Genomic DNA, 26,638 nt, shown 5'->3' on the forward strand with positions numbered 1-26,638 from the left:
CCTAAAAAAAGTAAGTAAGTAGTAAAACAGGAAAAATAGGGTAAAAAAGAATTATTATGAGTAGCAACACAGATTTAGGGAATATCTCATTCGACTTACCAAAGAATCAAAGTAACGTAATTAAAGTTATTGGCGTTGGAGGCGGCGGTAGCAATGCAATTAATTACATGTTTCAACAAGGTATAAACGGGGTAGATTTTGTAGTTTGTAACACAGACTCGCAAGCATTGCAAAACACAGGTGTACCAAACAAAGTACAGCTAGGAGTTTCTTTAACAGAAGGACTTGGTGCAGGGGCCAATCCAGAAATTGGAGAAAAAGCAGCTATTGAGAGTTTAGAAGAATTACAATCGATGCTCGATACCAATACCAAAATGGTATTTATTACCGCTGGTATGGGTGGTGGAACTGGTACTGGAGCAGCGCCAGTAATTGCAAAACTAGCCAAAGATATGGATATCTTAACGGTTGGAATTGTAACGATACCTTTTCAGTTTGAAGGGAAAATGCGTAATGAGCAAGCACAGCGAGGTGTAGAAAAACTACGTTCGCACGTAGATTCGCTTATTATGATTAACAACAACAAACTAAGAGAAGTGTATGGAAATCTTGGTTTTAAAGCTGGTTTCTCAAAAGCAGACGAGGTGTTAGCTACTGCAGCCAAAGGAATTGCAGAAGTTATTACACATCATTACACGCAAAATATTGACTTGCGTGATGCTAAAACTGTACTTTCAAATAGCGGAACTGCCATTATGGGGTCTTCAACTGCTACTGGAGCAAACCGCGCAACAGAAGCTATTATGAAAGCGTTAGATTCTCCTTTATTAAACGATAACAAAATTACAGGTGCCCAAAACGTACTGCTACTTATAGTTTCTGGTGCCGAAGAAATTACCCTAGACGAAATCGGAGAAATCAACGACCATATCCAAAACGAAGCTGGCCATAATGCAAATATTATTATGGGGGTTGGAGAAGACGAAAGCTTAGGCGATGCTATTGCTGTTACAGTTATTGCTACGGGTTTTAATGCCGATCAGCAACACGAAATAGTGAATACTGAAGCAAAAAAAATTATCCACACCCTTGAAGATGAACAAAAAGCAATTCACGATTTAACTCCGAAATCGGCTCAAAAACAATACACAGATTTTGATGAAGTAGAAGCGCAAACATCAACTCCAGAAGTTTCTTCAGAAGAAAAAATCGTTAAGCACACTTTGGTAGATGATACCGAAGAAGTTGAAAACGAAATGGAATTGATTCCTACTTCAGAATTGATAAAAAATATAGAGGTAGTTTATGATGAAGTAACACTCGAGAATGACGATGATTTTGTTATAATCGATACCACTTCAAAAATAAAAGACATCGATGTGGTTGATCCAGAAATTTTAAAACCACAACCAAAAAAGCAAACCATGCTTTCTTTTGATATGCCACTTCAGGAAGAGGAAGAAAAAGAAGAAGAAAATGTAATTACTTTTGACTTGTCTGATTCTGTAAATGAAATGGAAGTAAATGATCATGTAGAAGTGATTCCTGTTACTGAAGTTTCTCAAGATGGAACAAAGCGTTACAGTTTGGATGATTATATGGAAATGGAAGATCAACTAAACAATGCAAAGCCTACTGAAAGTAAAATTGAAAAAGTAGAAGAAGAGTTGGCTTTCGAAACAAAAGTTGTTGAAACGCCTTCTACCCCAGGAGATTCTTCAGATGAAGTAGATCCAATGAATAGTTCTATTGAGGATAGTTTACGCAACCGTGCCGAAGAGCGCAGACGTAAATTAAAAGACTTCAACTACAAGTTTCATAACAATGCTTCTAAAATTGAAGAGATCGAGAAGCAACCAGCGTATAAGCGTATGGGGATTGATTTAGAAGATAGAAGATCCGACAATCAATCATCTAGAATGTCACTTGGAACAGATAGTAACGACGATATTCAGTTACGATCTAACAATTCGTTTTTACACGATAATGTAGATTAATTTTAGGAAGAAATTCTTTTAGATAGTTATTTTCAACCCGAAATCTTTTATAAAGGTTTCGGGTTATTTTTTTATCTTCGCACAGCAAAAAGTTTTACTAAAAACATAAAGTTATGAGTTTACAAGATAAAGTAATGGCAGAAATGAAAACTGCTATGAAAGCAAAAGATACAGCAGCTTTAACAGCATTAAGAGCCGTAAAATCGGAGCTTTTGTTGGCGCAAACCAATGCAGCTACAAAGGATGGTTTATCGGAAGAAGAAGAAATTAAACTTTTGCAAAAACTTGTAAAGCAACGTAAGGATAGTGCGGCAATTTATGTAGAACAAGGACGTGAAGATTTGGCTTCTCCAGAGCTTGCTGAAGCAGCAATTATTGAAAAGTTTTTACCAGCACAATTAAGCGAAGAAGAAATTGCAGTTGTTGTAGAGCAGGTAATTGCAAAAACAGGTGCAGAAGGAATGAAAGATATGGGGAAAGTAATGGGAATGGTTTCTAAAGAATTGGCAGGACAAGCCGATGGAAAAACAATTTCTACGGTTGTAAAAAGTAAATTATCTTAAGTATTTAGAAGAAATATATTGGCCCCGTGGCGCAACTGAATAGCGCATCAGATTTCGGCTCTGAGGGTTGGGGGTTTGAATCCCTCCGGGGTCACTAAACAAAAGCAAGCGATATCGCTTGCTTTTGTTTTTTTATACTGTATTTGGATGTTTTTTCATTTTTACTATTGAAAGTTTATTTGCTAAACAATTATAAAAATGATAGATTTATGTCTTGTTTTTTCAAGTTTTTGTAAAAATCAAAAGCAATGATTAAATAAAATATCATTAACTAACCAAACTACTATTTATGAAACGCAGACAATTTATCGATGCAACTGCCAAATCGAGTTTAGCTGTTGCATTTTTAGGGGTTTTAGCTTGTAAAGAGCAGCCGCAAACTAAAAATACATCAGAAGAAATTCTTTCAGAAATTGAAACCAACACCGAGTTATTTTTTAAGATTTCGTTAGCCCAATGGTCATTTCATCGTGCTTTAAAAGCGGGGGAAATGGATAATTTAGATTTCGCTAAAAATGCAAAAGCCCTAGGTTGTGAAGGTTTAGAATATGTGAATCAGTTTTTTGCTGATAAAGCTAAGGATACTGCCTATTTATCTGAGATGAATAAAAGAGCAGCCAATGAAGGTGTAGCAAATGTTTTGATTATGATTGACGGTGAAGGCATGCTTGCAGATACAGATGTTAAGAAACGAATTGAAGCCATCGAAAATCATTATAAATGGGTTGAAGCAGCTAAGTTTTTAGGTTGCCATGCTATCCGTGTGAATCTTGCTGGAGGAACGCAAATGGACGAGGCAGCAAAAGCAGGAGTTGATTCGCTTTCAAAATTATCAGAATTTGCAAAACAAGAAAACATAAATATTTTGGTGGAGAACCACGGCGGATTTTCGTCTAATGGGTTGTGGCTAGCAAATGTGATGAAAGATATAAACATAGATAATTGTGGTACGTTGCCCGACTTTGGGAATTTTTGTGTTGAATATGGCGAGAATCATAGCTGTAAAACTCAGTACGACAGATATAAAGGGATGCAAGAAATGTTGCCATTTGCCAAAGCCATAAGTGCAAAGTCACACGATTTTGATGCAAACGGAAATGAAACACATACCGATTATTTAAAAATGATGAAAATGGTAAAGGAAGCGGGTTATAAAGGATTTGTTGGTATTGAGTACGAAGGTAATGTACTTTCTGAAAATGAAGGGATTGCCAAAACTCGAGATTTATTAATTAAGGTAGGGAATCAATTAAGTTAAGACAATGAAAATAAATACACTAAATATAAAACAACTCGCAATTTATAGTCTGTTATTGGTAGCTTTTATTGCATGTAAGGAAGAGCCAAAACTACAAGTTAGTATTGGAGAACGCACCTTAATACCAATGCCGATTTCTGTGGAAGAAAATATAGGCACTTTCGAGATACACGAGGAAACACCTATCTATGTAAGTGGGAGTGAAGATCTAGTAGATGTTGCTTATTATTTTGCTGAAAGAATGCATATTGCAACCGATTTTCATTTGCCTGTGGAACCTTCTTCTGAAGGAAATACTTCTGGGATTTTATTTAAAATTTCTTCAGCAATAAAACATCAAGAAGGATATAAAATTTCGGTTACAGAAAATTTGGTAACGCTAGAAGCTAATACTCCAGAAGGCGCTTTTAGAGGAGTGCAAACTTTACTTCAGTTATTACCAGATGAAATTGATAGCTACGGTGTTTCGAATGTTCGTTGGGGAATTCCTGCTGTTGTTATCGAAGATGCGCCTCAGTATAATTACCGTGGAACTATGTTGGATGTTTCAAGACATTTCTTTTCTGTTGATGATGTTAAAAGGTACATCGATTTGATTACTGCCTATAAAATTAATGTTTTGCACTTGCATTTAACCGACGATCAAGGTTGGCGAATCGAAATAAAATCGTGGCCAAAATTAACGCAAGTTGGTGGTAGCACAGAAGTAGATGGAGGCGAAGGAGGTTTTTATACACAAGAAGAATACAAGGATATTGTGCAATACGCGCAAGACCGATATATAACTGTTATTCCAGAAATAGATATGCCTGGGCATACCAATGCGGCTTTGGCTTCTTACCCTGAATTAAATTGTAATGATGTGGCGCCAGAATTGTACACGGGTACAGAAGTTGGTTTTAGTTCGTTGTGTATCGACAAAGAAATTACGTATAAATTTGTTGATGATGTTATAAAAGAACTCGTAGCAATTACGCCTGGACCTTATATTCATATTGGAGGAGACGAGTCGCATTCTACAGCCTTAGAAGACTATATTCCGTTTATAAATAGAGTTCAAGATATGGTTTATAAATATGGCAAAACTCCAATTGGATGGGATGAAATTCGTCACGGAAAGTTAAAAGAAAGCTCTATTGTACAGTTTTGGGCAAATAAAGAAAATGCCAAAGGCGCTGTAAAACAAGGAGCAAAAGTATTGATGTCACCTTCAAGCAGAATGTATATGGATATGAAGTACGATACTTTAACAAAAATTGGATTAAAATGGGCAGGGCTCATCAATGTGAAAACTGCATACGATTGGAACCCGTCGACCTTTGTAGATAGTATTTCAAAAAGTGATATTGTAGGAGTAGAAGCGCCACTTTGGGCAGAAACCATCGAAGATATGGAAGATATTGAGTATATGGTTTTTCCGAGGTTGTTAGGGTATGCCGAAATAGGTTGGTCGCCAGATTCTTTGAGGAATTGGGATTCTTATAAAGCACGATTGGCAAAGCAATACAAGCGCTTTGATTATAAAGAAATTAATTTTTACAAGTCTAAAATGGTTCCTTGGGATAAGGGACTTAAAGATACTTTACAGTAGTAAAAAAGCGGTTTCAGAATTTTGAAACCGCTTTTTTAATTCTGCTAAAAACTAAATTTTATAATTTAATTAATAAAAAATTTCCTGTAAAAAGTTAATTTCAAAAGAAAAAATCCATGGCAGTTTTAGGCTCTATCATCAAAGGAATAATTGAATTGGCGGATACAGTTATCTCGGAAGAAGATGCTGTGAAATCTCAGCATAAAGTATTAAAACACTTGCTTGAAAAAGCGCGAGAAACGCAGTTTGGTAAAGATCATAATTTTGAAGAGATATTAAATACTGATGCTTTTGAAAAGGCATTTGCGACTAATGTTCCCTATTTTGATTACAATTCTTTAAATGAAAAATATTGGAGTAAACTACACCAAGGGGAAGAAGATGTAACCTGGTCAGGAAATCCTATCTATTATGCTTTGAGCTCTGGAACTACTGGGAAAACAAGTAAACGAATTCCTGTTACCGAAGATATGTTGGAGGCTATTCGTAAAACAGGAATAAAGCAGGTGAGTGCTTTAGCAAATTTTGATCTTCCTGCAGATTTTTTCGAAAAAACAATTATGATGCTTGGGAGTTCGACAAATTTGAAAGAACGCGACGGCCATTTTGAAGGAGAGATTAGCGGGATAAGTGCTAGTAATATTCCTTTTTGGTTTCGTGGATATTACAAACCTGGTACCGAAATAGCTCAAATTGACGATTGGGATGAGCGGGTTCAAAAAATTGCCGAAGAAGCCAAAAATTGGGATATAGGAGCTTTGAGTGGAATTCCGTCTTGGATGGAATTAATGATGAAAAAAGTTATTGAGCACAACAATGTAAAGAACATTCATGAAGTATGGCCAAACTTACAAGTTTATACAACTGGGGGTGTTGCCTTTGGACCGTATGAAAAAAGTTTTAATGCGTTGCTAGACCATCCAATTACAATTATAGACACCTATTTAGCATCCGAAGGATTTTTGGCGTATCAAGAACGACCAGAAACAACATCGATGAAACTGGTGGTTGATAACGGAATTTACTTTGAATTTGTTCCGCTAAAACCTGAATATATAAAAGAAGATGGTTCTTTGGTTGCGAATGCGCCGTCCATAACTATTGCCGATGTACAAGAAGATGTTGAGTATGTTTTATTGATTTCCACTGTTTCTGGTGCTTGGAGGTATTTAATAGGCGATACTATAAAATTTACAGATGTTGCTCGCCACGAAATTGTAATTACAGGAAGAACAAAATTTTTCTTGAATGTTGTAGGATCTCAACTTTCAGTAAATAAAATGAATGATGCGATTAAGGTTGTAGAGGATGAGTTTAATATGGAGATTCCTGAGTTTACAATTACAGCAACAAAAATAAATAATGAATATCACCACCATTGGTATATTGGGACTCCAAAGGTAAACGTGAGTAATGAGGAAATTGCTAATTTACTTGATTCGACTTTAAAAAGTGCAAACAAAAATTATAGTGTAGCGCGTTCAAAAGCTTTAAAGGGAGTGAAAGTAACTACAATTAAACTTGAAGCATTTCATGCGTGGAGTGAACATAATAAAAAGAAAGGCGGACAAGTAAAAATGGAACGTGTAATGGGTGAAGAAAAGTTTAAAAATTGGGAAGAATTTGTAAAACAATTTAAGGGTTAAGTAAGTTTCAGAACACTTCTAACTTGTCTATCATTAAAGTTCATTACTTAATTGTACAATGTCTTCAGGAGAAAGATATAGACTCTTTATTCGGTTTTTGTATTTTTCGGATAAGCTTGTGTGGTTTAAAATGAAATTTTTGGTAGCCAAGATGTAGCTCCCCATTCCGTGATTTACAGCATAAACATCGGCGGTACGCTCTGCTTCTCTAATGTGTTTTCCGATGAAAAGATATTTAAAGCCAAAGCTTATTAAATTAAAACTACTCCGATTCATATAATCCATAATGTGACCGAGTTCGTGACCAATCCAACCAACTAATACTTCCTCTGGAATGCTATCTATCGTGAATTTTTCTCCTTCAATATTAAAATCGCTACTTATATAAATTCGGTACTTTCTGTTTTTTGGAGTGTTAAAAATTGAAGTGAAAACAGGTTGTGCTTGCATAAACGATTTTTGCAAATTTTCCTTGAATTTAAACTCAATGGTAACATCATTTAAAGTAGGGTAGAAGCTTAATGCCTTTACAACCTCTTTACGAATTGTAAGCGGAATAGTTTTGTTGCTAAGTTTAACTTTATCCATATTTAATTTTTTATAAGAATATAAAAAATAGCTCCTTAGAAATTAAAAATGTAGGTATAAAGTTGTCTTAAAATTTATACTGATATTAGTGCTGAATTGGAATTACACTTCCTTTGAAAGAATATTCTCGAGAATGAGTTTTGCATGAATTCTTGAGTTTTCGATAAACCAAAGATGCGTGTCCCTACCACCGCAAATTACACCTGCCAAGTATAAATTCTCGATGTTTGTCTCCATAGTTTCTTCGTTGTATTGAGGATAAAACTTTCCATCTTCAGATAAACGAACGCCTATTTTTTTCAGGAAATCAAAATTCGGTTTGTAGCCAGTGAGTGCCAATACAAAATCGTTTTCAATAGTTTTTTCACCTTCTGGAGTATCGAGAATGAGCGTTTTTTCGGTAAATTGTTTTACAGTCGTATTAAAATACGCTTTGATACTTCCCTCCTTTATTCGGTTTTCAATATCTGGCTTCACCCAATATTTAACACGCGGACCAATTTCGGGTCCTCTTACAATCATGGTCACATTTGCACCTTTTCGGTAGCATTCTAGAGCGGCATCTACAGCCGAGTTACTTGCGCCAATTACTGCCAAGTTTTGCATGGCGTAAAAATGCGGATCTTTATAGTAGTGCGCTACTTTTGGTAAATCTTCCCCTGGAGTATTTATAGTGTTTGGAATGTCGTAAAACCCTGTCGAAACAATTACATACGTTGCTTTGTATTCGTCTTTAGAAGTTTTAACGATAAATGTATTTTCTTTTTGTTTTTCTACGGAAGTAACTTCTTCAAAAAGATTGATATCTAGATTATTTGAGGTTACAATACGGCGGTAATATTCCAACGCTTCATTTCTTCTTGGCTTTGCTTCTTTACTGATGAATGGAATATTGTCGATTTCTAATTTTTCAGAAGAAGAAAAAAACTGCATATTCATCGGGTAGTTAAATAACGAATTTACTACGGGGCCTTTTTCAATAATTAAAAAATCCAATCCTTTCTTCTTAGCCTCGAGTCCGCATGCAATTCCAATAGGACCTCCTCCAATGATGATTACATCTTTTTGAATCATGAATTAATTGTGTTTTTTAAGTCTGAAATAGTTTGTTTTTGATTATTACTATTGAAAATAAAACTTCCAGCTACAAGTACATCTGCACCTGCATCGATTAATTTTTTAGCATTTTCGGCATTAACACCACCATCAATTTCGATAAGGGTTGAAGCGTTGTTGGTAGTAATAATTTCTTTGAGTTGCTGTATTTTATTGTAAGTACGTTCAATAAAAGATTGTCCGCCAAACCCAGGATTTACACTCATAATTAAAACCAAATCAAGGTCGTTTATCACGTCTTCTAATACCCGTACATTGGTATGCGGATTGAGTGCCACGCCAGCCTTCATTCCAGCGGCTTTTATCGCTCGGATAGTACGATGTAAATGGGTGCACGCTTCAAAATGTACCGTTAAGATATCGACACCAAGCGCTGCAAAATCTTCGATATAACGATCGGGATCGTTAATCATTAAATGAGTGTCTAATGTTTTCTTAGCGTATTTTGAAATTGCTTTTATAACAGGCATTCCAAACGAAATGTTCGGAACAAACATTCCGTCCATTACATCTATATGAAACCAATCGGCGTCGCTTTTGTTAACCATTTCGATATCGCGTTGTAAGTTGGCAAAATCGGCTGCCAATAACGAGGGCGCAATTAATTTTTTGTTCATAAGGAATGCGTTATAAATTAAGTCTATTAACAAAAATAAGGGAAATATATTGAACTCATTTAAACTTTTAATGGTTAAGCGAAAATCAGTCATTTTTTGAGTATTTGAAGAATTTTTTGAATTGCATAGCAGCGCTACGGAAAGAAAAAAAGACAAAAAATACACGAATAAAGGACTATTTTTTAGCAAACAGGAAAGGTATAAATAAGTTCACTCTATAAAAAATACGATTTGAAGTTCTTAACACGCTTTTAAATTTAAAGGATGTTACCTACTGTATTGAAGTTGCTTAACTGTTAGATTTTCAGAAAGTGCCACATCGTAAATAGTGATGATTTTTTCTCCTGATGTATCGTTTGCACGGTATTTAAAAGTAGTTGTTATTTCATGTATTTCGTTAGCCTCACTTTGTTGCGATAAAGCTTCATACTTATTCTTGTTTGAAACAACCGAATCGTAAACCGCTTGTAGTTCTGTTGATTTTTTTTCTGGAGCATCAGTCAGTCCAGACATTAAATTATCATATTCGTCGGCTAATTCTTTGTAGTATTCTTTTTTGTATATGGTGTCGATAGCTCCCATTTCTATAAATTCATAAGATTTTGGATCACTTAAAGTTTTAAGAACTTCTGCTTCTATAATAGATTTAATTTTTTCTTCAGTAGAAAGTTTCTTTTCACAAGTATTAAATAGTAGTGTTGAAATGAAAATGGTAATTGGTAGTAGATGTTTCATGGTTGGTGAATTTAAATTCAGAAATTATTTCATTGTATAGTTTAGGTTTTTTAAGTGTTTTATTAGGTTTTACAATTTGCTTAAAATTAAAAAACTCCGGTAATCAGCCGGAGTTTATTCATCAATCAAAAAACGAACAGTTTATGATAAACTGTTGTAACGGTATATATTTTGGCTTCTTTGTTGTCTTGAATTAAACTCAAAATTTCATCAATTTTACAATGTGAAAAATTAAGTTCCTATAAAATTACAAAAAAGATAGCAAATATTTATCCTAAGTATGTTTTAAGAATTTTACTTCTTGAGGTGTGTTTTAACCTTCTAATTGCTTTCTCTTTAATCTGACGAACACGCTCTCGAGTAAGATCGAAAGTTTCTCCAATTTCTTCAAGAGTCATTGGGTGTTGGTCTCCTAAGCCAAAGTAAAGTCTGATAACGTCTGCCTCACGTGGTGTAAGCGTTTCTAGCGCTCTTTCAATCTCGGTGCGTAATGATTCGTGTAATAAATCTTTGTCTGGGTTTGGCGATTCTCCACTACGAAGTACATCGTAAAGGTTCGAATCTTCTCCTTCTACTAATGGAGCATCCATCGATACGTGACGCCCAGAGTTTTTCATAGATTCTTTTACGTCGTTGATAGACATGTCAAGCTCTTTTGCGATTTCTTCAGCAGAAGGAACACGCTCATGTGCTTGCTCTAAAAAGGCGTAGGTTTTATTAATTTTGTTAATAGAACCAATTTTATTTAATGGTAATCTTACAATACGCGATTGCTCTGCTAATGCTTGTAGGATAGATTGACGAATCCACCATACGGCATACGAGATAAATTTAAAACCACGAGTTTCATCAAAACGTTGTGCAGCTTTGATAAGGCCTAAGTTTCCTTCGTTAATTAAATCGGGTAAGGTTAATCCTTGGTTTTGATATTGTTTTGCTACCGATACCACAAAACGTAAATTAGCTTTTGTTAATTTTTCTAGAGCCACTTGGTCTCCAGCCTTGATGCGTTGTGCTAATTCTACTTCTTCGTCTGCAGTAATAAGGTCAACTTTACCAATTTCTTGAAGATACTTATCCAGGGAAGCGGTTTCTCTATTGGTTACCTGCTTCGTAATTTTGAGCTGTCTCATCTATTCTCTCCTGATTGTTTTTAATGAATATTGGGTGTACAGGTAATTATACGTAGCAAGTCGAGAAAATGTTACAAAAAAAATTATTTTTTTTATATAAAATAAAAATCCCCGAAGGTTTTAAATGCCTCCGGGGAATAATTTTATAGATAAAACGTATTGTTGTTTAGCCTTTTAACCAAGCGTTTCGAAGTGCATCTTGCGTAGGAGTTGTAGCACTCATTTTAGTAAGTTTTTTGTCTTCTATTTTTGGAGTCCCTGCTTTTCCTTTAAGTGTCATTTCTTTTCCGTCTCTATCGATAACAAGTGTTACATCGGTGTCTGGTTGCCATCCCATCGAACCAATAACAACCTCACGAATAGCTTCCACAGTAAAAGGTGTTTCGTTAACCGATTTTATGATATCGTTGGCTTTTAAACCAATAGCTTTCATAGACGTATTTAAGTCGATATTTCTAACAAAAATATCGTTGCTTGCTGGTTTTACATCAATAAAAGGAGTTTGTCCGTTTAAGAAAAATCCGGTCTCAACCATTTCTGATTCAAATGACAGTCCAACTTTTTGGAAGAAATCTTCATAGTTTATTGGAGTGTCTCCCACCACATAGGTGTTTAAAAATGTACCAACTTCAGGATAAGTGATTGCTACAATTTTGTCGAAAAGTTCGTTGTCTTTAAAAGGCTTATCTTCTCCGTATTCTATAGAGAGTTGCTTCATAAGCCATAAAATTCCTTTTTCGCCATTGCTTTGTTCACGGATAATTAAATCGACGCACATCCCGATAAGCGCACCTTTTTCGTATACATTTCCGTATTCATCTTTATAAGGTTCAACCAAAACATTTTTACTCATATTGGTAAATGAAAGGCTGTCGTTATAGCGTTTTGAATTCTGAATTTTAGTAGCAATTCTGTCGTAAAAAGCTTGCTCGTCTATAAGTCCTTGATTGATTTGAAATAGATTGGCAAAGTATTCGGTAACTCCTTCGTACATCCATAAATGTTCAGACATTTTTGGATTGTTATAATCGAAATATTGAATTTCTTCTGAATGTACCGTAAGTGGCGTTACAATATGAAAAAACTCATGAGATACTACATCGGTCATGGTTTCAACAAGCGCTTCTTTCGGCATAGTTTCGGGTAAAACTACAGTAGTACTTGTGTGGTGTTCTAATGCTCCAAAACCAGTAGGACTTCCTTCGTCCATCGCTCCTAAAAACAATAAAATGTTGTATTTTTTAGTCGCATTGATATCGCCTAAAAATGTTTTTTGGGCTTGCATCATTTTCTCCATTTCGTTTTTAATACTCAATGACGAATAAACTTTGTTTGGAGAATATACAGATAAAGTTACCTCGATATCGTTTACAGAAAAAGTTTGCGAATCTGGACGCGAGTACATAATTGGATTATCAGTTACTTCAAAGTATCTGTTTGCCATAAAAGTATCGGTATTTGCTTTGCCATCATTTAGCATAACTTTGTTAAGCGAAGTAGAAGCTTCAAATCCGTTTGGATGTGTAAAGTGAAGTAAGTACGAATGTTCTTTTAAATTATCGAAATACCCAACAAACATGTGTAAGTTTAAAAAGTAGTTTTTGTTGGCTTCGATATTTGTTCCAGCTGGTGAAAATACAGCTTCTTCAACTTCAGTTTCAGTATCAAAAGAATCGTTTACATCGTATTCAATTCTGTCAAAATTTGTAGCATTGTTAATTTTCCAAGTGTTTGCATCCACACTCGAAATTTCCATTTCTTTATTGTTGTAATCGTATGCTTTTACATTTTCTAAAAACTCTCCGTAATTGTTGTTACTATAGGTTCCAGGAACTGTTTTCGGGATGTAAAAATTAATAGTTTCCGTAGTAAAACGACCAGGATTAATAGTTACATGAACTTTGTCGTTGGTAACATTTACAAGGTCTATCGACGCATCGATAGGAGTGCTCGTTGCTAAATCGTTTACTTTTGGAGTACAGGCTACAATACCAACCGCCAAAAGTGCAAAAGCTATTTTCTTCATATGTATCATTAAATCAAATTTGTGTTATAAGACTTGTTTTTGGTAACTATGTTACAGTTTTTCCATGATTAATTTTAAATAATTTGCAACCCCGTCTTCTTTATGATGTTGGGTAATTGCTTTGGCAACGGCTTTAACTTCGTTACGGGCATTTTCTACCGCAACGCCAAGCCCTACGGCACCTATCATTTCTTCATCGTTGTAATTATCGCCAAAAGCAACAGCCTCTTCTAATTTTATAGATGGATAGCAGTGTTGCAATAATTTTTCGATACCAGTGAGTTTAGAAACCTTTTTGTTGGCAATTTCAATATAGGTGTCTTTTGAGCGGTATAAATGTAATTGGTCCCCAAAATTTTCATCCAAAAACTCATAAACAGTATCTATTTTTTCTTTTTCGCCCATGCACATAATTTTATGAGCGCCTTTATTTTCTTTTTTCCAAGATTTTAAAACTTCAGTATTCGGAACAACTTCAGGGTCTGTTTTAGTATTTGTTTGTTCTCTTTTTGCCCAATAATCCATCGTGTCGACATACCAATTGTTTGCGTTGAATAAACTCAAATGCACCCTATTGTCTCCAGCATTTTCATTTAAATGAATTAATTCTTCTAAAATATTTAAAGGAATTTCTTCGGAATGTACAACCTCGGTTTTGGTAATTACATAAGCTCCGTTATAGGCAATAAGTGGGGTCTCCAAAATTTCGAGATCCTCCTGAAGATGATACATTTGCTTTGGCATTCTAGACGAAACCAAAATAAACGGAATATTTTTTTTATTTAGATTTTTAACTTGCTCGATGGTAGGAGTTGTAAGTTCTCTCTCTGGTCCAAGCAAAGTGCCGTCTATATCTGAAAAAGCAATTTTGTACATGTTTTGTATGGTTTAAGGGGTTGTTTTAATAAAAGGGATTTCTTGGCCGTTTTGATATAGAGTGAGCCCAACAACGGTGTTGTTTTCATCGCGTTCAAAAACAATTTTGGCTTTTACTACTTTATAGAAAAAGGTAGATTCCCCTTGGTAATACACAGGAAATTCTGGTTGTCCGCTTAGTTGTGCTTGAAGTGTATTTTCGAGCGCAATAAAATCGTATGAAAGTCCAAGACCGTCATTGAGATAATTCCCTTCGTATGCTATTAATTCTTCTGCTGAAATGTCTACAACTTTATGTGCTGTATCCAAAGGTTTTTTCTTCGGATCGATGAGGTGTTCTGCAATGTCTTCCGCAGGACTAGACCCCGAATTGGTCATAACGGCAATGACTCTTTTATTTTTTTTATCGACTGCTAAAAAGGTTCTAAAACCACCAGTTCCGCCACCATGAAAAATAACTTGCTCGTTATTAATAAACCAACCGAGTCCGTGTTTTTGCATTTCCTGATCGGTAAATTGTGTAGTTGTTGCAACTTTTTGCGCCTTAGCTAAAGGGTTTTCTGGGTTTAAATAACTCTTTCCGTATTTTAATAAGTCTTTGATGGAAGCTTTTAAACCGCCAGCGGGCGCCATCGCTTTAAATGTCCAATGTGGAACTTCGTTGTTGCCAATATAACCTTTTGCATAGTTTGAAGTTTGTGCTTCGGGTACTTTTAAAAAGGTGTTGTTAAGTGCCAAAGGTGTTAAAATATTTTTCTGAAGAAGATTTTTATAACTGTCTTTTTTATAGGTGGCAAGTAATTCGCCTAAAAGTCCAGCTCCGAGATTGGAGTATTCAAAATTTTTGTCGACTGTTTTTGGGATGTAGTGACTTAAAAATGAGTACATATCGTTTCTGGTGTAACTCGCATACGGATCTAATTGGTTTTGTAAATCCAAGTTGTTTGGCAATCGTGGCAATCCGCTTGAATGTGTAGACAAACTCTTTAACGTAACATTATTCCCTTTTTTATCGGTAAGTTTTATAGAGTCGGGGAGTAAATTGTTAGCTGGTGTTTTTAAATCTAACGAATCGGTTACATTGAATTTGGCAAGTAGTAAACCAGTAAAAGTCTTTGTAATCGAACCGATTTCGTATAACGTATTTTCGTCTGCTTTTACTTTGTTGGCAACATCTTTATAGCCGTGAACGTAATAATGAGTTCCAGCAGAGTCTAAAACTCCAACTGCAATAGAAGGGTTTATTTTATTGGTTACTCGGTACTGAATTTCTTTCTTTACATTTTCAGGAATTTGAGAATAACCAAGGTGTATTGTGCATATAATTACCAGTAAAAAGGCAATGTACTTATGTTTCATGAGTTTGTTCTTAAACGGTTTGGGGTGTTTATCAATCTTCAAAAATCATCATCAGCATAAAAATTAAGCACATTTAGGGCAAGAATGCTTAATAAAATAGGGGTAATTCTTTCATTTGTAAAGGTAATAAAGAGTTGGCAATATTTATAATACTTCCCTTATTATAAATTTACAAGTATATTTAACATGCTCTTAAAGTTTAGAGTTTTACTTTTGCCAAAAACTAAATTTATGCGATTACTATTTACATTATTCATTTTAATAAGTCAGTTAGCAGTAGCAAATACGGCTCCTTTTTGGGGACAAACAGGTCATAGAGTTGTAGGAGAAGTTGCCCAAGAAAACATAAAAAATAGCACCAAAAGAAAGATTGAAAAATTGTTAAATGGTCAATCATTGGCAATGGTTGCTACCTATGCCGATGAAATAAAATCTGATAAAAGATTTAGAGGTTTTAGCCCATGGCATTACGTGAACTTTCCTTTTGATAAAAATTATACCGATGTAACTCCTAGTGAAGATGGAGATATTGTTATGGGAATTGAAAAATGTATTGCTGTTATAAAAGATGAAAATGCTTCTGCGGAAGACAAAGCGTTTTACTTAAAGTTATTGATTCATTTTGTTGGAGATTTACACCAACCTTTACATGTTGGAAGAGCTGAAGATAAAGGAGGAAACGACGTGCAAGTACAGTGGTTTGGAAAAGGGAGCAACTTACACCGTGTTTGGGATAGCGATATGATAGACTCTTACGGAATGAGTTACAGCGAGCTTTCTGAGAATTTGCCAGTGTATACAAAACAACAAAAAAAGGCAATTACCGAAGGTACTTTGTTGGACTGGGTGAAAGAATCTCAAGCGGTAGCAATAAAAGTATATGCCTCTGCCGAAGTAGGAGAGAAGCTAAGTTACAATTATATGTACGACAACTTCGACACCGTAAAAGTACAACTCGAAAAAGGTGGTTTGCGGTTGGCAAAAATTTTAGATGAAATCTTTTAAACGATTTAATTAATAACCTCTAAGCGATATTGCTTAGGGGTTTTTTTAAACCTGCTTTTAAAGGTTTTTGTAAGATGACTCTCGTCGGTAAACCCTAATTCGTAACCAATTTCAGAAATGGAGTAATTGGTGTTTTTTAGGCGATATTTTACAAGCATTAGTTTATAATTTATAATGTACTGTCTAATGCTCTCTCCAGTTTCTTTTTTAAACAAGTGAACAATATTTGCTTGCGACATATTGAATTTTTCTGCTAAGCTTTCAATTTTTATAAGTTCTGGTTCGTAAACATGTGTACGGATGTACGCCAAAATTTGATCGGATTTTTTCATGTTTACACTAGCCGAAGCATCTTTGTTTGGCGCGTATTTTTTTATAATGTTTCGAGCGATAATACTTAAGGAAGTTGTAATTCCGTTGGTGATAATGCTCCAGAAAAATTCGTCTTGATTTTTAAATTCAACAATTATAAAATCGTGAATACGCCAAAGTCGCTCTCTATCTTCTTCGTTGATAATACAATCGCCAGGCATCATGTTTGGATGGTGCAAAATATGCTCGATATTTTCTAACCATACTTTTCTGTCTGGTAAATTAGACTTGTTGGAAAAAATAATTTCAGTAAAATTAAAAGCCGAATATTTTGTTGGTACAACAGGCTGTAGCTGGTGATAATCTTGAGGTGCTAACAAAAAGATACTTTCACTTTGATAGGGCACGTGTATATCGTTGATGAGGTAAGTCCCTTCACCTTCTTTGATATAAACAATTTGAAAATAATTATGCTTTTGTTGTTTGGTTTCATTTTCAAAAACCTCGCCTTGCACAATCGAAAACCCATCGTGAAATCCGTTCATTACGTACCTAAGTATTTATAATCAGTTAATTAAATCAAAAATAGAAAATTTCTAACTAGTTTTTACAAGTTTTTAAGGTTATTCCTACTGTAACTTTGTAGTGTAATTAAAAAGGAATACAAAAAGTTCATATAAATAGGTTTCATAATAGTGATGTTTAGATTTCATCATTTTTAGATTTTTTTGATTGGTTAGTTTGAAAAGTCGTACTCCCCCCAAGCCTAACCCCCAAACCGTACGACTTTTCTTTTTAAAGAAATATATGTTCTCATAATATAAGTTAGTTTGATTATTTTTTAAGTTGGTTAGTAGAAAAGGCCGTGTTTCATCCCTAAGAAATGTGGCCTTTTCGTATTTAATAAAAATTGTGACTTCATCTAAAAAAGGCAATTTTTCAACCAGATTGTACAAGTTTTGTGGAAGAAGAGTGGCGTATCTTTGTACTGTTATCAAACGGTAACACGTTCTTTAAAAATAGTTTTCATAATTAGAATGGTTCGATTTCATAGATCGAATTATTATAAGTTTTTTGATTGGTTAGTATAGAAGAGTCGTACTTTCCCCCTATACCCAAAATCGTGCGACTCTTTTATTTTTTACGCCTTCAAAAACAGAAAACATAGAACACCAAAAGCGTAAATTATATTTTCATATATATAAAGATTGTTTGATTATTTTTTAAGTTGGTTAGTAAGAAAAGCCACATTTCTATCAGGAGTGTGGCTTTTTCGTATTTAATAGAAATTGTGACTTCATCTAAAAAGGGCAATTTTTCAACCAGATTCTACAAGTTTTAAGGAAGAAGAGTGGCGTATCTTTGTACTGTTATCAAACGGTAACACGTTCTTTAAAAATAGTTTTCATAATTAGAATGGTTCGATTTCATAGATCGAATTATTATAAGTTTTTTGATTGGTTAGTATAGAAGAGTCGTACTTTCCCCCTATACCCAAAATCGTGCGACTCTTTTATTTTTTTACGCCTTCAAAAACAGAAAACATAGAACACCAAAAGCGTAAATTATATTTTCATATATATAAAGATTGTTTGATTATTTTTTAAGTTGGTTAGTAAGAAAAGCCACATTTCTATCAGGAGTGTGGCTTTTTTTATGCTGAATTAAGACAGAAAGTAACTTCATTTAAAAAAGGCAATTTTTCAACCAGATTGTACAAGTTTTGAGGAAGAAGAGTGGCGTATCTTTGAACTGTTATCAAACGATAACACGTTCTTTAAAAATAGTTTTCATAATTAGAATGGTTCGATTTTATAGATCGAATTATTATAAGTTTTTTGATTGGTTAGTATAGAAGAGTCGTACTTCCCCCTATACCCAAAACTGTGCGACTCTTTTATTTTTTACGCCATCAAAAACAGAAAACATAGAATACCAAAAGCGTAAATTATATTTTCATATATATTAAAGATTGTTTGATTATTTTTTAAGTTGGTTAGTAAGAAAAGCCACATTTCTATCAGGAGTGTGGCTTTTTTTTATACTTAAAATAGAATAGTACTTAATCTTCTATTACTGTTTTAAGTTCGTTTCTGTATTGCGAAGGCGTTTTTCCAGTGAATTTTTTAAAAGATTTATTGAAGTACGAAAAATTGTTAAATCCGCTTTCAAAACAAATGTCGGTAATACCAATTGGTTTTTCGGCAAGTAATTTTGATGCATGAACAAGTCTGTATTCATTTACAAAATGCGTAAATGTTTTCCCTGTAATTTGTTTGAAGTAGCGACAAAAAGAAGGAACTGTCATTCCAGAAATGTTTGCAATTTCTTCTAAAGAGATAGGTTTCTGAAAATTTTTTTTAACATAATTAAACACAATGTTTATTCGATCGTTGTCTTGAACATCGGCTTGCATCGAGAAGCCTTCAGCATTTAGTATTTGATAATCTTCAGAAAGTTGTAGTTCATTTAAAACAGAAAGAAACCCTAAAAGGCGTTCAAAACTATTGAGTTTTTCGAGCGCTTCAATTTTATCTCCTATTATTTCTTTTGTTTTCCCAGTAAATGCCAATCCGCCTTTACACCTTTTAAAGAGAAGGTTAATATTGTTCATTTCGGGTTTCGACATTAATTCGGCTCCCAAAAAATCGGGAAGCATTTGAATTACAATTTCGTTTTCATTTCCTGTAAACTTATCTGTAAAACCACAGTGTGGTAAATTCGATCCGATAAGGATTAAATCTCCTTCTGTGTAATAAGAAATATGACTCCCAATTTGCCTTTTTCCTGCACCTCCTTTTACATACACCAACTCAATTTCGGGATGATAATGCCAATATGAGGTGTTTTGATTTTGATTTTCATCAAACTTAATAAACGAAAAAGAACTGCCAAAAGTTGGGTTAATGACTTCTAATGCAGGCTTTTTAATACTCATATCAATTTTTGTTTTTCAGTATAAAATTATACTATGTTGTAGGTACAAATATACAAAATATTACCATAAACATGTTCTATTTTAACATGAATACTAAATTAACATATTAACCACGTTAATTTAGTGCATAAACTTGAAAATCTAGATGTATTTTAACCTCAATAAGCGCTGTACATTTGTAATGTAGTTAAAATAAATGTTTAACCATCAAAAAATTGCTAAAGATGAGAAAGACTTTCAAAAACAGTATGCTAGTTGTAGTATTGAGTATTGCAACTTTAGGAATGATTAGAGCCAACGATTTTTACTTATCAGTAAAAAAGGATGACAACAGAACTGTTGATTTATTTTTAGAGCAGACCAACCAACCTGTAGCAATTTCTTTTGTAGATGCAAAGGGAGAGGTTTTATATAATTATGAATACAAAGAATTACCAACAAATGTAAAGCGTTACAGATTTGATGGTATTCCAGCAGGAACTTACTATTTTGTTGTTGAAGACGACATTAAAATAGAAAGAGTACCAGTAGTTTTTACCGTAGGGGAAACAATTGTTAAAAGAGAAAAAGAAGAAGTTACTTACAAACCAAACTTCAGAAAAGATGGTGCTGTTATGAGTGTTAACATGCTTAGCCCAGATGAAGCTCCTGTAAGCGTTAAAGTTTACAACGAGACAACAAACGAGCTTGTACACGAAGAAGTACTTAAAGGATCTAAAAGTCTTGGAAAAAGATTTGATTTTTCTAAAGCTGAAAAAGGATCTTACAGATTTGAAGTTACTCGTAAAGGTGACACATTTTACAAAACAGTTAGCTTGTAATCTTACATTAGATTTTAAAGTTGAAAAAGGGAGGTGTTAGAACTCCCTTTTTTTTTGCTCTATAGGTAAGCGTAAGCCCAAAACATTAACAAAAACTGAAAGGGCACTCTTAATACCAACACCCATCTTGGCGCAACTTTTTCAAATTTTTTATCATTCAGCATATAAATGTGTACAGGAATAAAAGCAATTAGCATTGCAATAATTCCCCAAAGCGCCAGTGTTTTAAAGCTAGTAAATAACAGTACGCCAAGTGCAATTTCTACCAACCCACTTAGATATACAATTCCCTTTTTATTTGTAAAGTACGGAGGCACAATGCTTATATACATTTTAGGTTTTACAAAATGTAAAATCCCCGCAATTATATAAACAGTTGCCATGAAGTAAAAGTGCCAATTATCCATTGTTTTTAGTATTATCAATCCAAGTGTTTATTTTGTCTTCTAAAAGTTTTAGTGGAATACAACCCGATTCCAATACATTATTATGAAATTCTTTAATGCTGAATTTTTCTCCTAGGGCTTGTTGCGCTTTGTTTCGTAACGCAATAATTTTTAACTGTCCTATTTTATAAGAAAGCGCTTGCCCTGGCCACGACATATAGCGTTCAATTTCAGCAATAATACTTTCTTCCGACTCTGCTTCGTGTGCTAAAGAAAACTCGATTGCCTCCTCGCGAGTCCATCCTTTGGTGTGTAAACCAGTATCTACCACCAATCGAATTGCTCTGTGCATTTCGGCACTAAGCATTCCAAAATATTGGTAAGGATCGTCGTAAAGTCCGAGTTCTTTTCCTAAAGATTCTGAGTACAAAGCCCAACCTTCGCCATAGGCACTATACCAAAGCGTTTTTCTGAAATCAGGTAAACTTGTATTTTCCTGCTGAAGTGATATTTGATAGTGATGTCCAGGAATAGCTTCGTGTAAAAACAAATCTTCATCTGAATAGACATTATATTTTTTAACATCTGGAATTGGAACATAAAAAATACCTGGGCGAGTACCATCCAACGACCCTGGATTGTACTCTGCACTTGCCGATGCTTCTCTAAAAGCTTCCGTACGCCGAACTTCAAATTCGGTTTTCGGAACCAAATCGAAAAGTGTTGCCAACTGCGGTTTCATTTTTTGATGAATAGCATTAAAATTAGCAATAACTTGTTCGGGTTTGTCAAAAGGCATCAAAGCTTTTGTTGTTCGAACGGCATTAAAAAAGTCTTTGAGTTCACCTTTAAAGCCAACTTTTACCATTACTTTTTTCATTTCTTCTTCAATTCGGGCAACCTCACTCAATCCAAGTTTGTGTATCGAATCGGCTTCTAATGATGTAGTGGTATAAGTTTGTATTTGGTGTCCGTAGTAGGCATTTCCTCTTGGTGTAGCATTGATTCCAGAACTTTCTCGACTGGCAGGAAGATATTCAGTTTTAAAAAAAGTTTCTAATTTTTTATAGGTTGGAATAATTTTTTCAGCAATCATATTTTCATACGCTTTTGCCAAGCTATCTTTTTCGGTACTACTAAAGCTCGAAGGGATATTTTTAATAGGTGTATAAAACAAATGCTCTTTAGCATCTCCGCTAGAAAAACTCTCCATCTGCGGAATTACCTTCTCCGTAAGTGCTTTTGGAAGTACATTTCCTGTGGCAATTCCTTTTTTCATATTTACAATTGCAGAATCGCACCAAACTACGTAATCGTCTAAGCGTTGTAACCAATTTTTATAGTCGGAAACTGTTTTAAACGGCTGGGCACTAGAGCCTCCTGCAAGCTGACCGATAGTTTGCGGTAATGATGAAAACTGATTGATAGGTGTTAATTCCGTAGGGTATTGCAATCGGTCTAAATTGATGTTACACTCCCACATCAAAACGTCGTAACTCATTCGTTTTTCTTGGCTTAACGAATCTTTATTGAATTTTAAAAGTTTGGATTTATACTGCTGATAAAATTCTTTTTCTTTTTTCTTAAAAGATGCTGTAATGTCGTTTGGCAGGTAATTGTTGTAACGGTCATCTCCAGCAAAGGTGGCGTTAAGCGGATATAATTTGAGTCCTTCTTCGTAATAATTTTTAAAAAGTGTATCGATAGATGCTTTTTGTACAATTTTTTCTGTGGAATTATTTTTCTCCTTGCAGGCGAAAATCAAAACGATACAGCTAAATAGAAGGATGTGTTTTTTCATATTTTATTATTTTGAAAGGGTATTAAGTTTTTGTTTTTTGTTGATGTTTTTAAAAATTGAAGACTGAAAATTACTTAAAGATATTCTGCTCTACGGAAACGAACCGCTTCCCAATCGGGGTTGATTTTTAAAACTTTTACAGGTTCGTATCGATGCTTTATTAGCGGATGCCAATCGTAGGCATTGGTAATATCAGTTTGTAGTTTTTCCGATTTTTTTCGAGGATGTGCTACCCAAAGCACCACGTCGTCCTTTAATTTTGGATGAAGTGTGTGAATTTGATTTTCTAATTCTTTGATGTTAGAAACAAACACCAATGCAAATTCCATTTTATTAACCTGAATTAAAGATTGATAAATTTCAATATCAACGAGTTCGGCAAGTTGCTCTGCAAACCCATCAGGTTCGTTTAAAATGAGAATTTCTTTTTGGTTTTCTAACTTTAGTTTTTCAAATAAAGTTTTCATTTTGTACAGCGGTTAGGATAACTTATACAAGTTAAAAAAATTATTTCCCTTTGGCAAGGTTAAATTCGCTAGCTACAAAACATATTTTTCAAAGATAGTTTGCAGTGTAGCTTCTGGGTCTGAGCATTTTCCAGGATGTGTTTTTGAACTTTGAATCATAGTGCTTCGGGTAGAAGCAAGCCATCTAAATCGGTCGGCAATTTCAAAACTGCCAATAACACCTCCTTTAGCATCGCCTTTGCAAATATGTGTCCACGATTGCAAGTAAGTTTCAATAAAATCAATTGAAATTTCTTTGGTAAAGGCTTGTAGTTTGTCTTTGTCGATATGATATTTTACGCCCAAAAATTTTTTTTCTTTTGAAAAGAGAATCACCCCGATATTGAAAAACTCCTCGCGTTCTACCTTCGGTACAAACCTTATTATTGCATATTCAAATGTAATTCTATCTTGCATTTTGGACTTCTTTTACAAGTGCATCAATCATCAAAAGTTTCGCATTTATGTATTCAATATATGCGTTTCTCATCTCTTGCGGACTAAGTAAATCGGTTTCGTTTTCCAACCATTCATCAGGAATTAAAGCAACTATTTCTGTTACTTTTTCTGGACTTAAAAGTTTTTTTATGGCTTCGGAAGCCTCATCTAATTGTGTTGCTTGCGCCAACAAAACATGGTCTTTTATCAGGGGGAAAGTACGCGTAAGATGGTTTTTCCAAGTTTGCCAATTATGATGAAAATAAAAGCTCGCTCCATGGTCTATTAACCAAAGTTCATTATTCCAATGAAGTAAATTTGCGTTTTTGTGAGTTCTGTCGATATTACTTATGAGACTATCCAACAAAACAATTTTTGAGGCTGTAAGCGTATCGGTAGTTGGGACTAGCGGGTCGTAAGTTATGGCGGAGGACAAAAAATGCAAGCCCAAGTTTAAACCGATACTAAACTTTAGCAAATCTTGAATTTCTTCATCTGGCTCGGTTTTACTAAAGCCGTCGTCTAAATTCATGAAAACCAATTCAGGGACATTAAGTCCAATTGTACGTGCTATTTCGCCTCCTAAAAGCTCGGCTATTAGTGCTTTTTTCCCTTGGCCGGCACCTCTAAATTTTAGTACATATAAAAAATCGTCGTCTGCTTTTACGATTGCAGGAAGCGAACCTCCCTCGCGTAGTGGTTGTAAATATTGCAGAACTTCTACCGTTCGAATCTCGATTGTATTCATGTTTCTAAAGTACTAAAAAGTTAGTTATTGGCGTAGTAATTTTAAATCGAGTTGGAGTAGGGGTGATTTATTTTGATACGCTAAAAAATGGAATTTAAATCTTGTTTTCCAACAATAGCCATGATTTCCACAACATCCTTATTTACTTTAAAATAAATACTGTCTACGCCACAAACACATCGTCTGTAATTTTCTTTGAGATATTCTACCGATTCAAATGAAAAAGGTCTTTCAGCAATGATATCAAAATATTCAAAGAAAGTATGGAAATATTCATCTGCTTGCTTCATGCCAAATTTTTCGACTCCATAATGATGAATTCGAATTAAATCTTGCTTTGCTTCGTTACTGAGCAGATATTTAGCCATTTAAAAGCGACTTAGATTCAGCTAAAATTTGAGCTTTGGTTTCGTTTGAAAACCCACTGTTCTCAGCTTTTTCAAGTTTAGCTCGAAGCCAATCTATCTCTATTTGTTGTTTTCGTGCTTGCCTGATTAAGTCGTTTACAAGTTCGCTCTTGCTAGTATATTCATTGCTGTCAACTTGTGCTTTTAACCATTCGTCATTTGGTTCTGTAAAAGATATACTTTGTCTAGCCATGATATTTTATTTTGGTGTAAAAATACATCAAATATGCATCAATTTAAAAATAAAATATGTTTTGGATACATTTTTCAGTATAAATAATTACACTGCACTTATGAGCGCTAAGTATAAATTGGATGCGTAACCGCAGTAAATTAAGAGCTCTTCAAGCGGAATGTTATTGTTAAAAGCATCCATTTCTACTTGATAGTCGTATTTTAATTTACTCCATTTTCCTTCAGAATTTAAATTGAATTGCAAGACTTCATTTTCATCAAATACTTCAAATTTTAACGTCCAAAGAGCATTGTTTTTCATGATGTAACTAAACTCTTTGTTGTTTTCAGAAAGTTGAATTACCATATGTCCTTTTAAATTGAAAGTAATATCTCCAATAATGTTGCTGTTTTTGTAAATATCAATTTTACTAGCCCAAATATTTTTAGGTTTCAATTCAAAAGAAATTTCGCCTATGGTTGCAGATGCTTTTCCAGAAAACCAACTAGCATACACAAGTTCGCTTACTTCGGTAGATTCATCCATTATTTTGAAATTTCCTTTTGTAGCGGTCGATATTATTTTCATGGTATATATTTTTATTATTGTCCGCAATCAGCCATAATACACTGTCACCTCGAGCGTAGTCGAGAGGTCATTTGGCTTGACAAGTTTTAAATAGGGTCTCGACTACGCTCGACCTGAGATTTTAATCTTGGTATGATACATTACGGATATCCATATTTATTTTAACTGATTTTATAAAAGTAAGCTATTGTTTTAAAAACTGTGTTCGTTTTCAGTTCAGAAAATACATAAAATTATTTATTTCTGAATTTAAAAATTTCAAAAACCTATAAATGAATAGCTTGCAGATTTTGGTTTTGTATTGTGAATATCTATTCTGAAAATGGATAATTATATGTTTTCTTAACCGTTATATTTGAGGTTCAAAAAATAAAAAAGTATGAGTGCAACTTGGTATGAATGTAAAGTAAAGTATAAAAAAACAAACGATAATGGCGTGCAAAAAATGGTTACAGAACCATACCTTATCGATGCAATTTCTTATACAGAAGCGGAGGCTAGGATTAATGAAGAAATGACAGCTTATGTTAGTGAAGAGTTTAAAATTACTAATATTAAAGTTGCAAATTATGCAGAGATTCACCCATTTGAAAATTCTGATAGATGGTTTAAATCGAAAGTAGCTTTAGTTGCCTACGATGAAGAAAGTGGAAAAGAGCGTAAAACCAATATTTATTTGTTGGTACAAGCAAACGATGTTAAGGAAGCATACGATAATACCGTTACAGCTATGAAAAACACGATGGGAGATTATACAATTCCTGCCATTTCGGAATCGCCAATTATGGATGTTTTTCCTTATTTTTCTGGTGAAGAAGACGATTTGGAAAGGGTAGAGGAGTTTAACAAAGTAAAAGCATCTGTACTTGTTGAGGAGGAAGAACTCGAAGCAGAAGTGCAAGAAGCATAAGGATTAATTTTTCAGCAATAATAATTTTATTTACTGCTGATAAAAAACAAAACTGTCTAGAAATATAACGTTGAGGTAGATTTTACAACGATTATTTC

General features: G+C 34.2%; 26 protein-coding genes and 1 tRNA gene. 9 read left to right on the forward strand and 18 right to left on the reverse strand.

From position 1 onward, the window contains the following. The first annotated feature begins 56 nt into the window (after window positions 1–56). The 6 genes from ftsZ to JMA43_RS07825 all read left to right on the forward strand — a co-directional run bounded on the left by ftsZ (window position 57) and on the right by JMA43_RS07825 (window position 7,055). On the forward strand, window positions 57–1,997 hold the full coding sequence (gene ftsZ / locus JMA43_RS07800) for a cell division protein FtsZ (protein ID WP_342155934.1): 1,941 nt from the start codon (window positions 57–59) through the stop codon (window positions 1,995–1,997). Window positions 1,998–2,110: 113 nt separating this feature from the next. Further along, window positions 2,111–2,560, forward strand: a complete 450-nt coding sequence (locus JMA43_RS07805; protein ID WP_342155935.1) for a GatB/YqeY domain-containing protein — start codon at window positions 2,111–2,113, stop codon at window positions 2,558–2,560. Window positions 2,561–2,580: 20 nt separating this feature from the next. Beyond that, a tRNA-Arg gene (locus tag JMA43_RS07810) sits at window positions 2,581–2,654 on the forward strand. Between the two features lie 195 nt (window positions 2,655–2,849). Next, on the forward strand, window positions 2,850–3,818 hold the full coding sequence (locus JMA43_RS07815; protein ID WP_342155936.1) for a sugar phosphate isomerase/epimerase family protein: 969 nt from the start codon (window positions 2,850–2,852) through the stop codon (window positions 3,816–3,818). 4 nt (window positions 3,819–3,822) lie between these two features. Then, complete coding sequence (locus tag JMA43_RS07820; protein ID WP_342155938.1) at window positions 3,823–5,409, forward strand: beta-N-acetylhexosaminidase; 1,587 nt, start codon at window positions 3,823–3,825, stop codon at window positions 5,407–5,409. 116 nt (window positions 5,410–5,525) lie between these two features. After that, window positions 5,526–7,055 (forward strand): GH3 family domain-containing protein, encoded by a 1,530-nt coding sequence (locus tag JMA43_RS07825; protein WP_342155939.1) that lies wholly within the window; start codon window positions 5,526–5,528, stop codon window positions 7,053–7,055. Between the two features lie 33 nt (window positions 7,056–7,088). Here the strand turns inward: JMA43_RS07825 and JMA43_RS07830 are convergent, their stop codons facing one another. From JMA43_RS07830 to JMA43_RS07865, 8 genes are all read right to left on the reverse strand, one after another. After that, window positions 7,089–7,643 carry a hypothetical protein gene (locus JMA43_RS07830; protein ID WP_342155940.1) on the reverse strand — a complete coding sequence of 185 codons (555 nt, stop codon included), beginning with the start codon at window positions 7,641–7,643 and terminating at the stop codon, window positions 7,089–7,091. A 102-nt stretch (window positions 7,644–7,745) separates the two neighbouring features. Continuing rightward, entirely contained in the window at window positions 7,746–8,717 is a 972-nt protein-coding gene (locus tag JMA43_RS07835; RefSeq protein ID WP_342155941.1) for a YpdA family putative bacillithiol disulfide reductase, read from the reverse strand. Continuing rightward, entirely contained in the window at window positions 8,714–9,376 is a 663-nt protein-coding gene (rpe, locus tag JMA43_RS07840; RefSeq protein WP_342155942.1) for a ribulose-phosphate 3-epimerase, read from the reverse strand. The genes JMA43_RS07835 and rpe overlap by 4 nt, the downstream gene beginning before the upstream one ends. Before the next feature lie 267 nt (window positions 9,377–9,643). After that, entirely contained in the window at window positions 9,644–10,111 is a 468-nt protein-coding gene (locus JMA43_RS07845) for a hypothetical protein (protein WP_342155943.1), read from the reverse strand. Between the two features lie 269 nt (window positions 10,112–10,380). Further along, the gene (locus JMA43_RS07850; RefSeq protein ID WP_342155944.1) at window positions 10,381–11,244 is read right to left on the reverse strand and encodes a sigma-70 family RNA polymerase sigma factor; all 864 of its coding nucleotides are present in this window, start codon (window positions 11,242–11,244) and stop codon (window positions 10,381–10,383) included. Window positions 11,245–11,410: 166 nt separating this feature from the next. Beyond that, window positions 11,411–13,270 carry a M61 family metallopeptidase gene (locus JMA43_RS07855; RefSeq protein ID WP_342155945.1) on the reverse strand — a complete coding sequence of 620 codons (1,860 nt, stop codon included), beginning with the start codon at window positions 13,268–13,270 and terminating at the stop codon, window positions 11,411–11,413. Window positions 13,271–13,321: 51 nt separating this feature from the next. After that, a complete protein-coding gene (locus JMA43_RS07860) occupies window positions 13,322–14,146 on the reverse strand; it encodes a Cof-type HAD-IIB family hydrolase (RefSeq protein WP_342155946.1) in 825 nt (274 codons plus the stop codon). Window positions 14,147–14,158: 12 nt separating this feature from the next. Continuing rightward, window positions 14,159–15,505 carry a serine hydrolase domain-containing protein gene (locus JMA43_RS07865; RefSeq protein ID WP_342155947.1) on the reverse strand — a complete coding sequence of 449 codons (1,347 nt, stop codon included), beginning with the start codon at window positions 15,503–15,505 and terminating at the stop codon, window positions 14,159–14,161. A 231-nt stretch (window positions 15,506–15,736) separates the two neighbouring features. Between JMA43_RS07865 and JMA43_RS07870 the strand changes: the two genes are divergently transcribed. Beyond that, window positions 15,737–16,510, forward strand: coding sequence for a S1/P1 nuclease (locus JMA43_RS07870; protein ID WP_342155948.1), 774 nt, complete (start codon window positions 15,737–15,739; stop codon window positions 16,508–16,510). 5 nt (window positions 16,511–16,515) lie between these two features. Here JMA43_RS07870 and JMA43_RS07875 read toward each other — a convergent pair whose 3' ends face one another. Together JMA43_RS07875 and JMA43_RS07880 are read right to left on the reverse strand one after the other, a co-directional pair. Then, on the reverse strand, window positions 16,516–17,367 hold the full coding sequence (locus JMA43_RS07875; RefSeq protein WP_342155949.1) for an AraC family transcriptional regulator: 852 nt from the start codon (window positions 17,365–17,367) through the stop codon (window positions 16,516–16,518). Window positions 17,368–18,884: 1,517 nt separating this feature from the next. Then, window positions 18,885–19,760 (reverse strand): AraC family transcriptional regulator, encoded by an 876-nt coding sequence (locus tag JMA43_RS07880; RefSeq protein WP_342155950.1) that lies wholly within the window; start codon window positions 19,758–19,760, stop codon window positions 18,885–18,887. A 224-nt stretch (window positions 19,761–19,984) separates the two neighbouring features. Here JMA43_RS07880 and JMA43_RS07885 point away from each other — a divergent pair, with 224 nt between their 5' ends. Beyond that, on the forward strand, window positions 19,985–20,581 hold the full coding sequence (locus JMA43_RS07885; protein ID WP_342155951.1) for a DUF3244 domain-containing protein: 597 nt from the start codon (window positions 19,985–19,987) through the stop codon (window positions 20,579–20,581). 59 nt (window positions 20,582–20,640) lie between these two features. Here JMA43_RS07885 and JMA43_RS07890 read toward each other — a convergent pair whose 3' ends face one another. The 8 genes from JMA43_RS07890 to JMA43_RS07925 form a co-directional block, all read right to left on the reverse strand. Further along, window positions 20,641–20,988 carry a DoxX family protein gene (locus JMA43_RS07890; RefSeq protein ID WP_342155952.1) on the reverse strand — a complete coding sequence of 116 codons (348 nt, stop codon included), beginning with the start codon at window positions 20,986–20,988 and terminating at the stop codon, window positions 20,641–20,643. Next, the gene (locus JMA43_RS07895; RefSeq protein ID WP_342155953.1) at window positions 20,981–22,768 is read right to left on the reverse strand and encodes a DUF885 domain-containing protein; all 1,788 of its coding nucleotides are present in this window, start codon (window positions 22,766–22,768) and stop codon (window positions 20,981–20,983) included. The genes JMA43_RS07890 and JMA43_RS07895 overlap by 8 nt, the downstream gene beginning before the upstream one ends. Before the next feature lie 74 nt (window positions 22,769–22,842). Continuing rightward, window positions 22,843–23,235: a hypothetical protein gene (locus JMA43_RS07900; RefSeq protein WP_342155954.1), complete on the reverse strand. Its 393-nt coding sequence runs from the start codon at window positions 23,233–23,235 to the stop codon at window positions 22,843–22,845. 72 nt (window positions 23,236–23,307) lie between these two features. After that, a complete protein-coding gene (locus JMA43_RS07905; protein WP_342155955.1) occupies window positions 23,308–23,691 on the reverse strand; it encodes a DUF3037 domain-containing protein in 384 nt (127 codons plus the stop codon). Further along, entirely contained in the window at window positions 23,681–24,460 is a 780-nt protein-coding gene (locus tag JMA43_RS07910) for a HipA family kinase (RefSeq protein WP_342155956.1), read from the reverse strand. Before JMA43_RS07910 ends, JMA43_RS07905 begins: the two co-directional genes overlap by 11 nt. 80 nt (window positions 24,461–24,540) lie before the next feature. Then, window positions 24,541–24,828, reverse strand: a complete 288-nt coding sequence (locus JMA43_RS07915; protein WP_342155958.1) for a type II toxin-antitoxin system RelE/ParE family toxin — start codon at window positions 24,826–24,828, stop codon at window positions 24,541–24,543. Beyond that, window positions 24,821–25,060, reverse strand: coding sequence for a ribbon-helix-helix domain-containing protein (locus tag JMA43_RS07920; protein ID WP_342155959.1), 240 nt, complete (start codon window positions 25,058–25,060; stop codon window positions 24,821–24,823). The genes JMA43_RS07915 and JMA43_RS07920 overlap by 8 nt, the downstream gene beginning before the upstream one ends. An 87-nt stretch (window positions 25,061–25,147) precedes the next feature. Next, entirely contained in the window at window positions 25,148–25,630 is a 483-nt protein-coding gene (locus tag JMA43_RS07925; RefSeq protein ID WP_342155960.1) for an aminotransferase, read from the reverse strand. 379 nt (window positions 25,631–26,009) lie between these two features. Between JMA43_RS07925 and JMA43_RS07930 the strand changes: the two genes are divergently transcribed. Beyond that, window positions 26,010–26,540: a DUF4494 domain-containing protein gene (locus JMA43_RS07930; RefSeq protein ID WP_342155961.1), complete on the forward strand. Its 531-nt coding sequence runs from the start codon at window positions 26,010–26,012 to the stop codon at window positions 26,538–26,540. Window positions 26,541–26,638: the final 98 nt, after the last annotated feature.

This window comes from Joostella sp. CR20 (assembly GCF_038433465.1).
GTDB lineage: Bacteria > Bacteroidota > Bacteroidia > Flavobacteriales > Flavobacteriaceae > Galbibacter.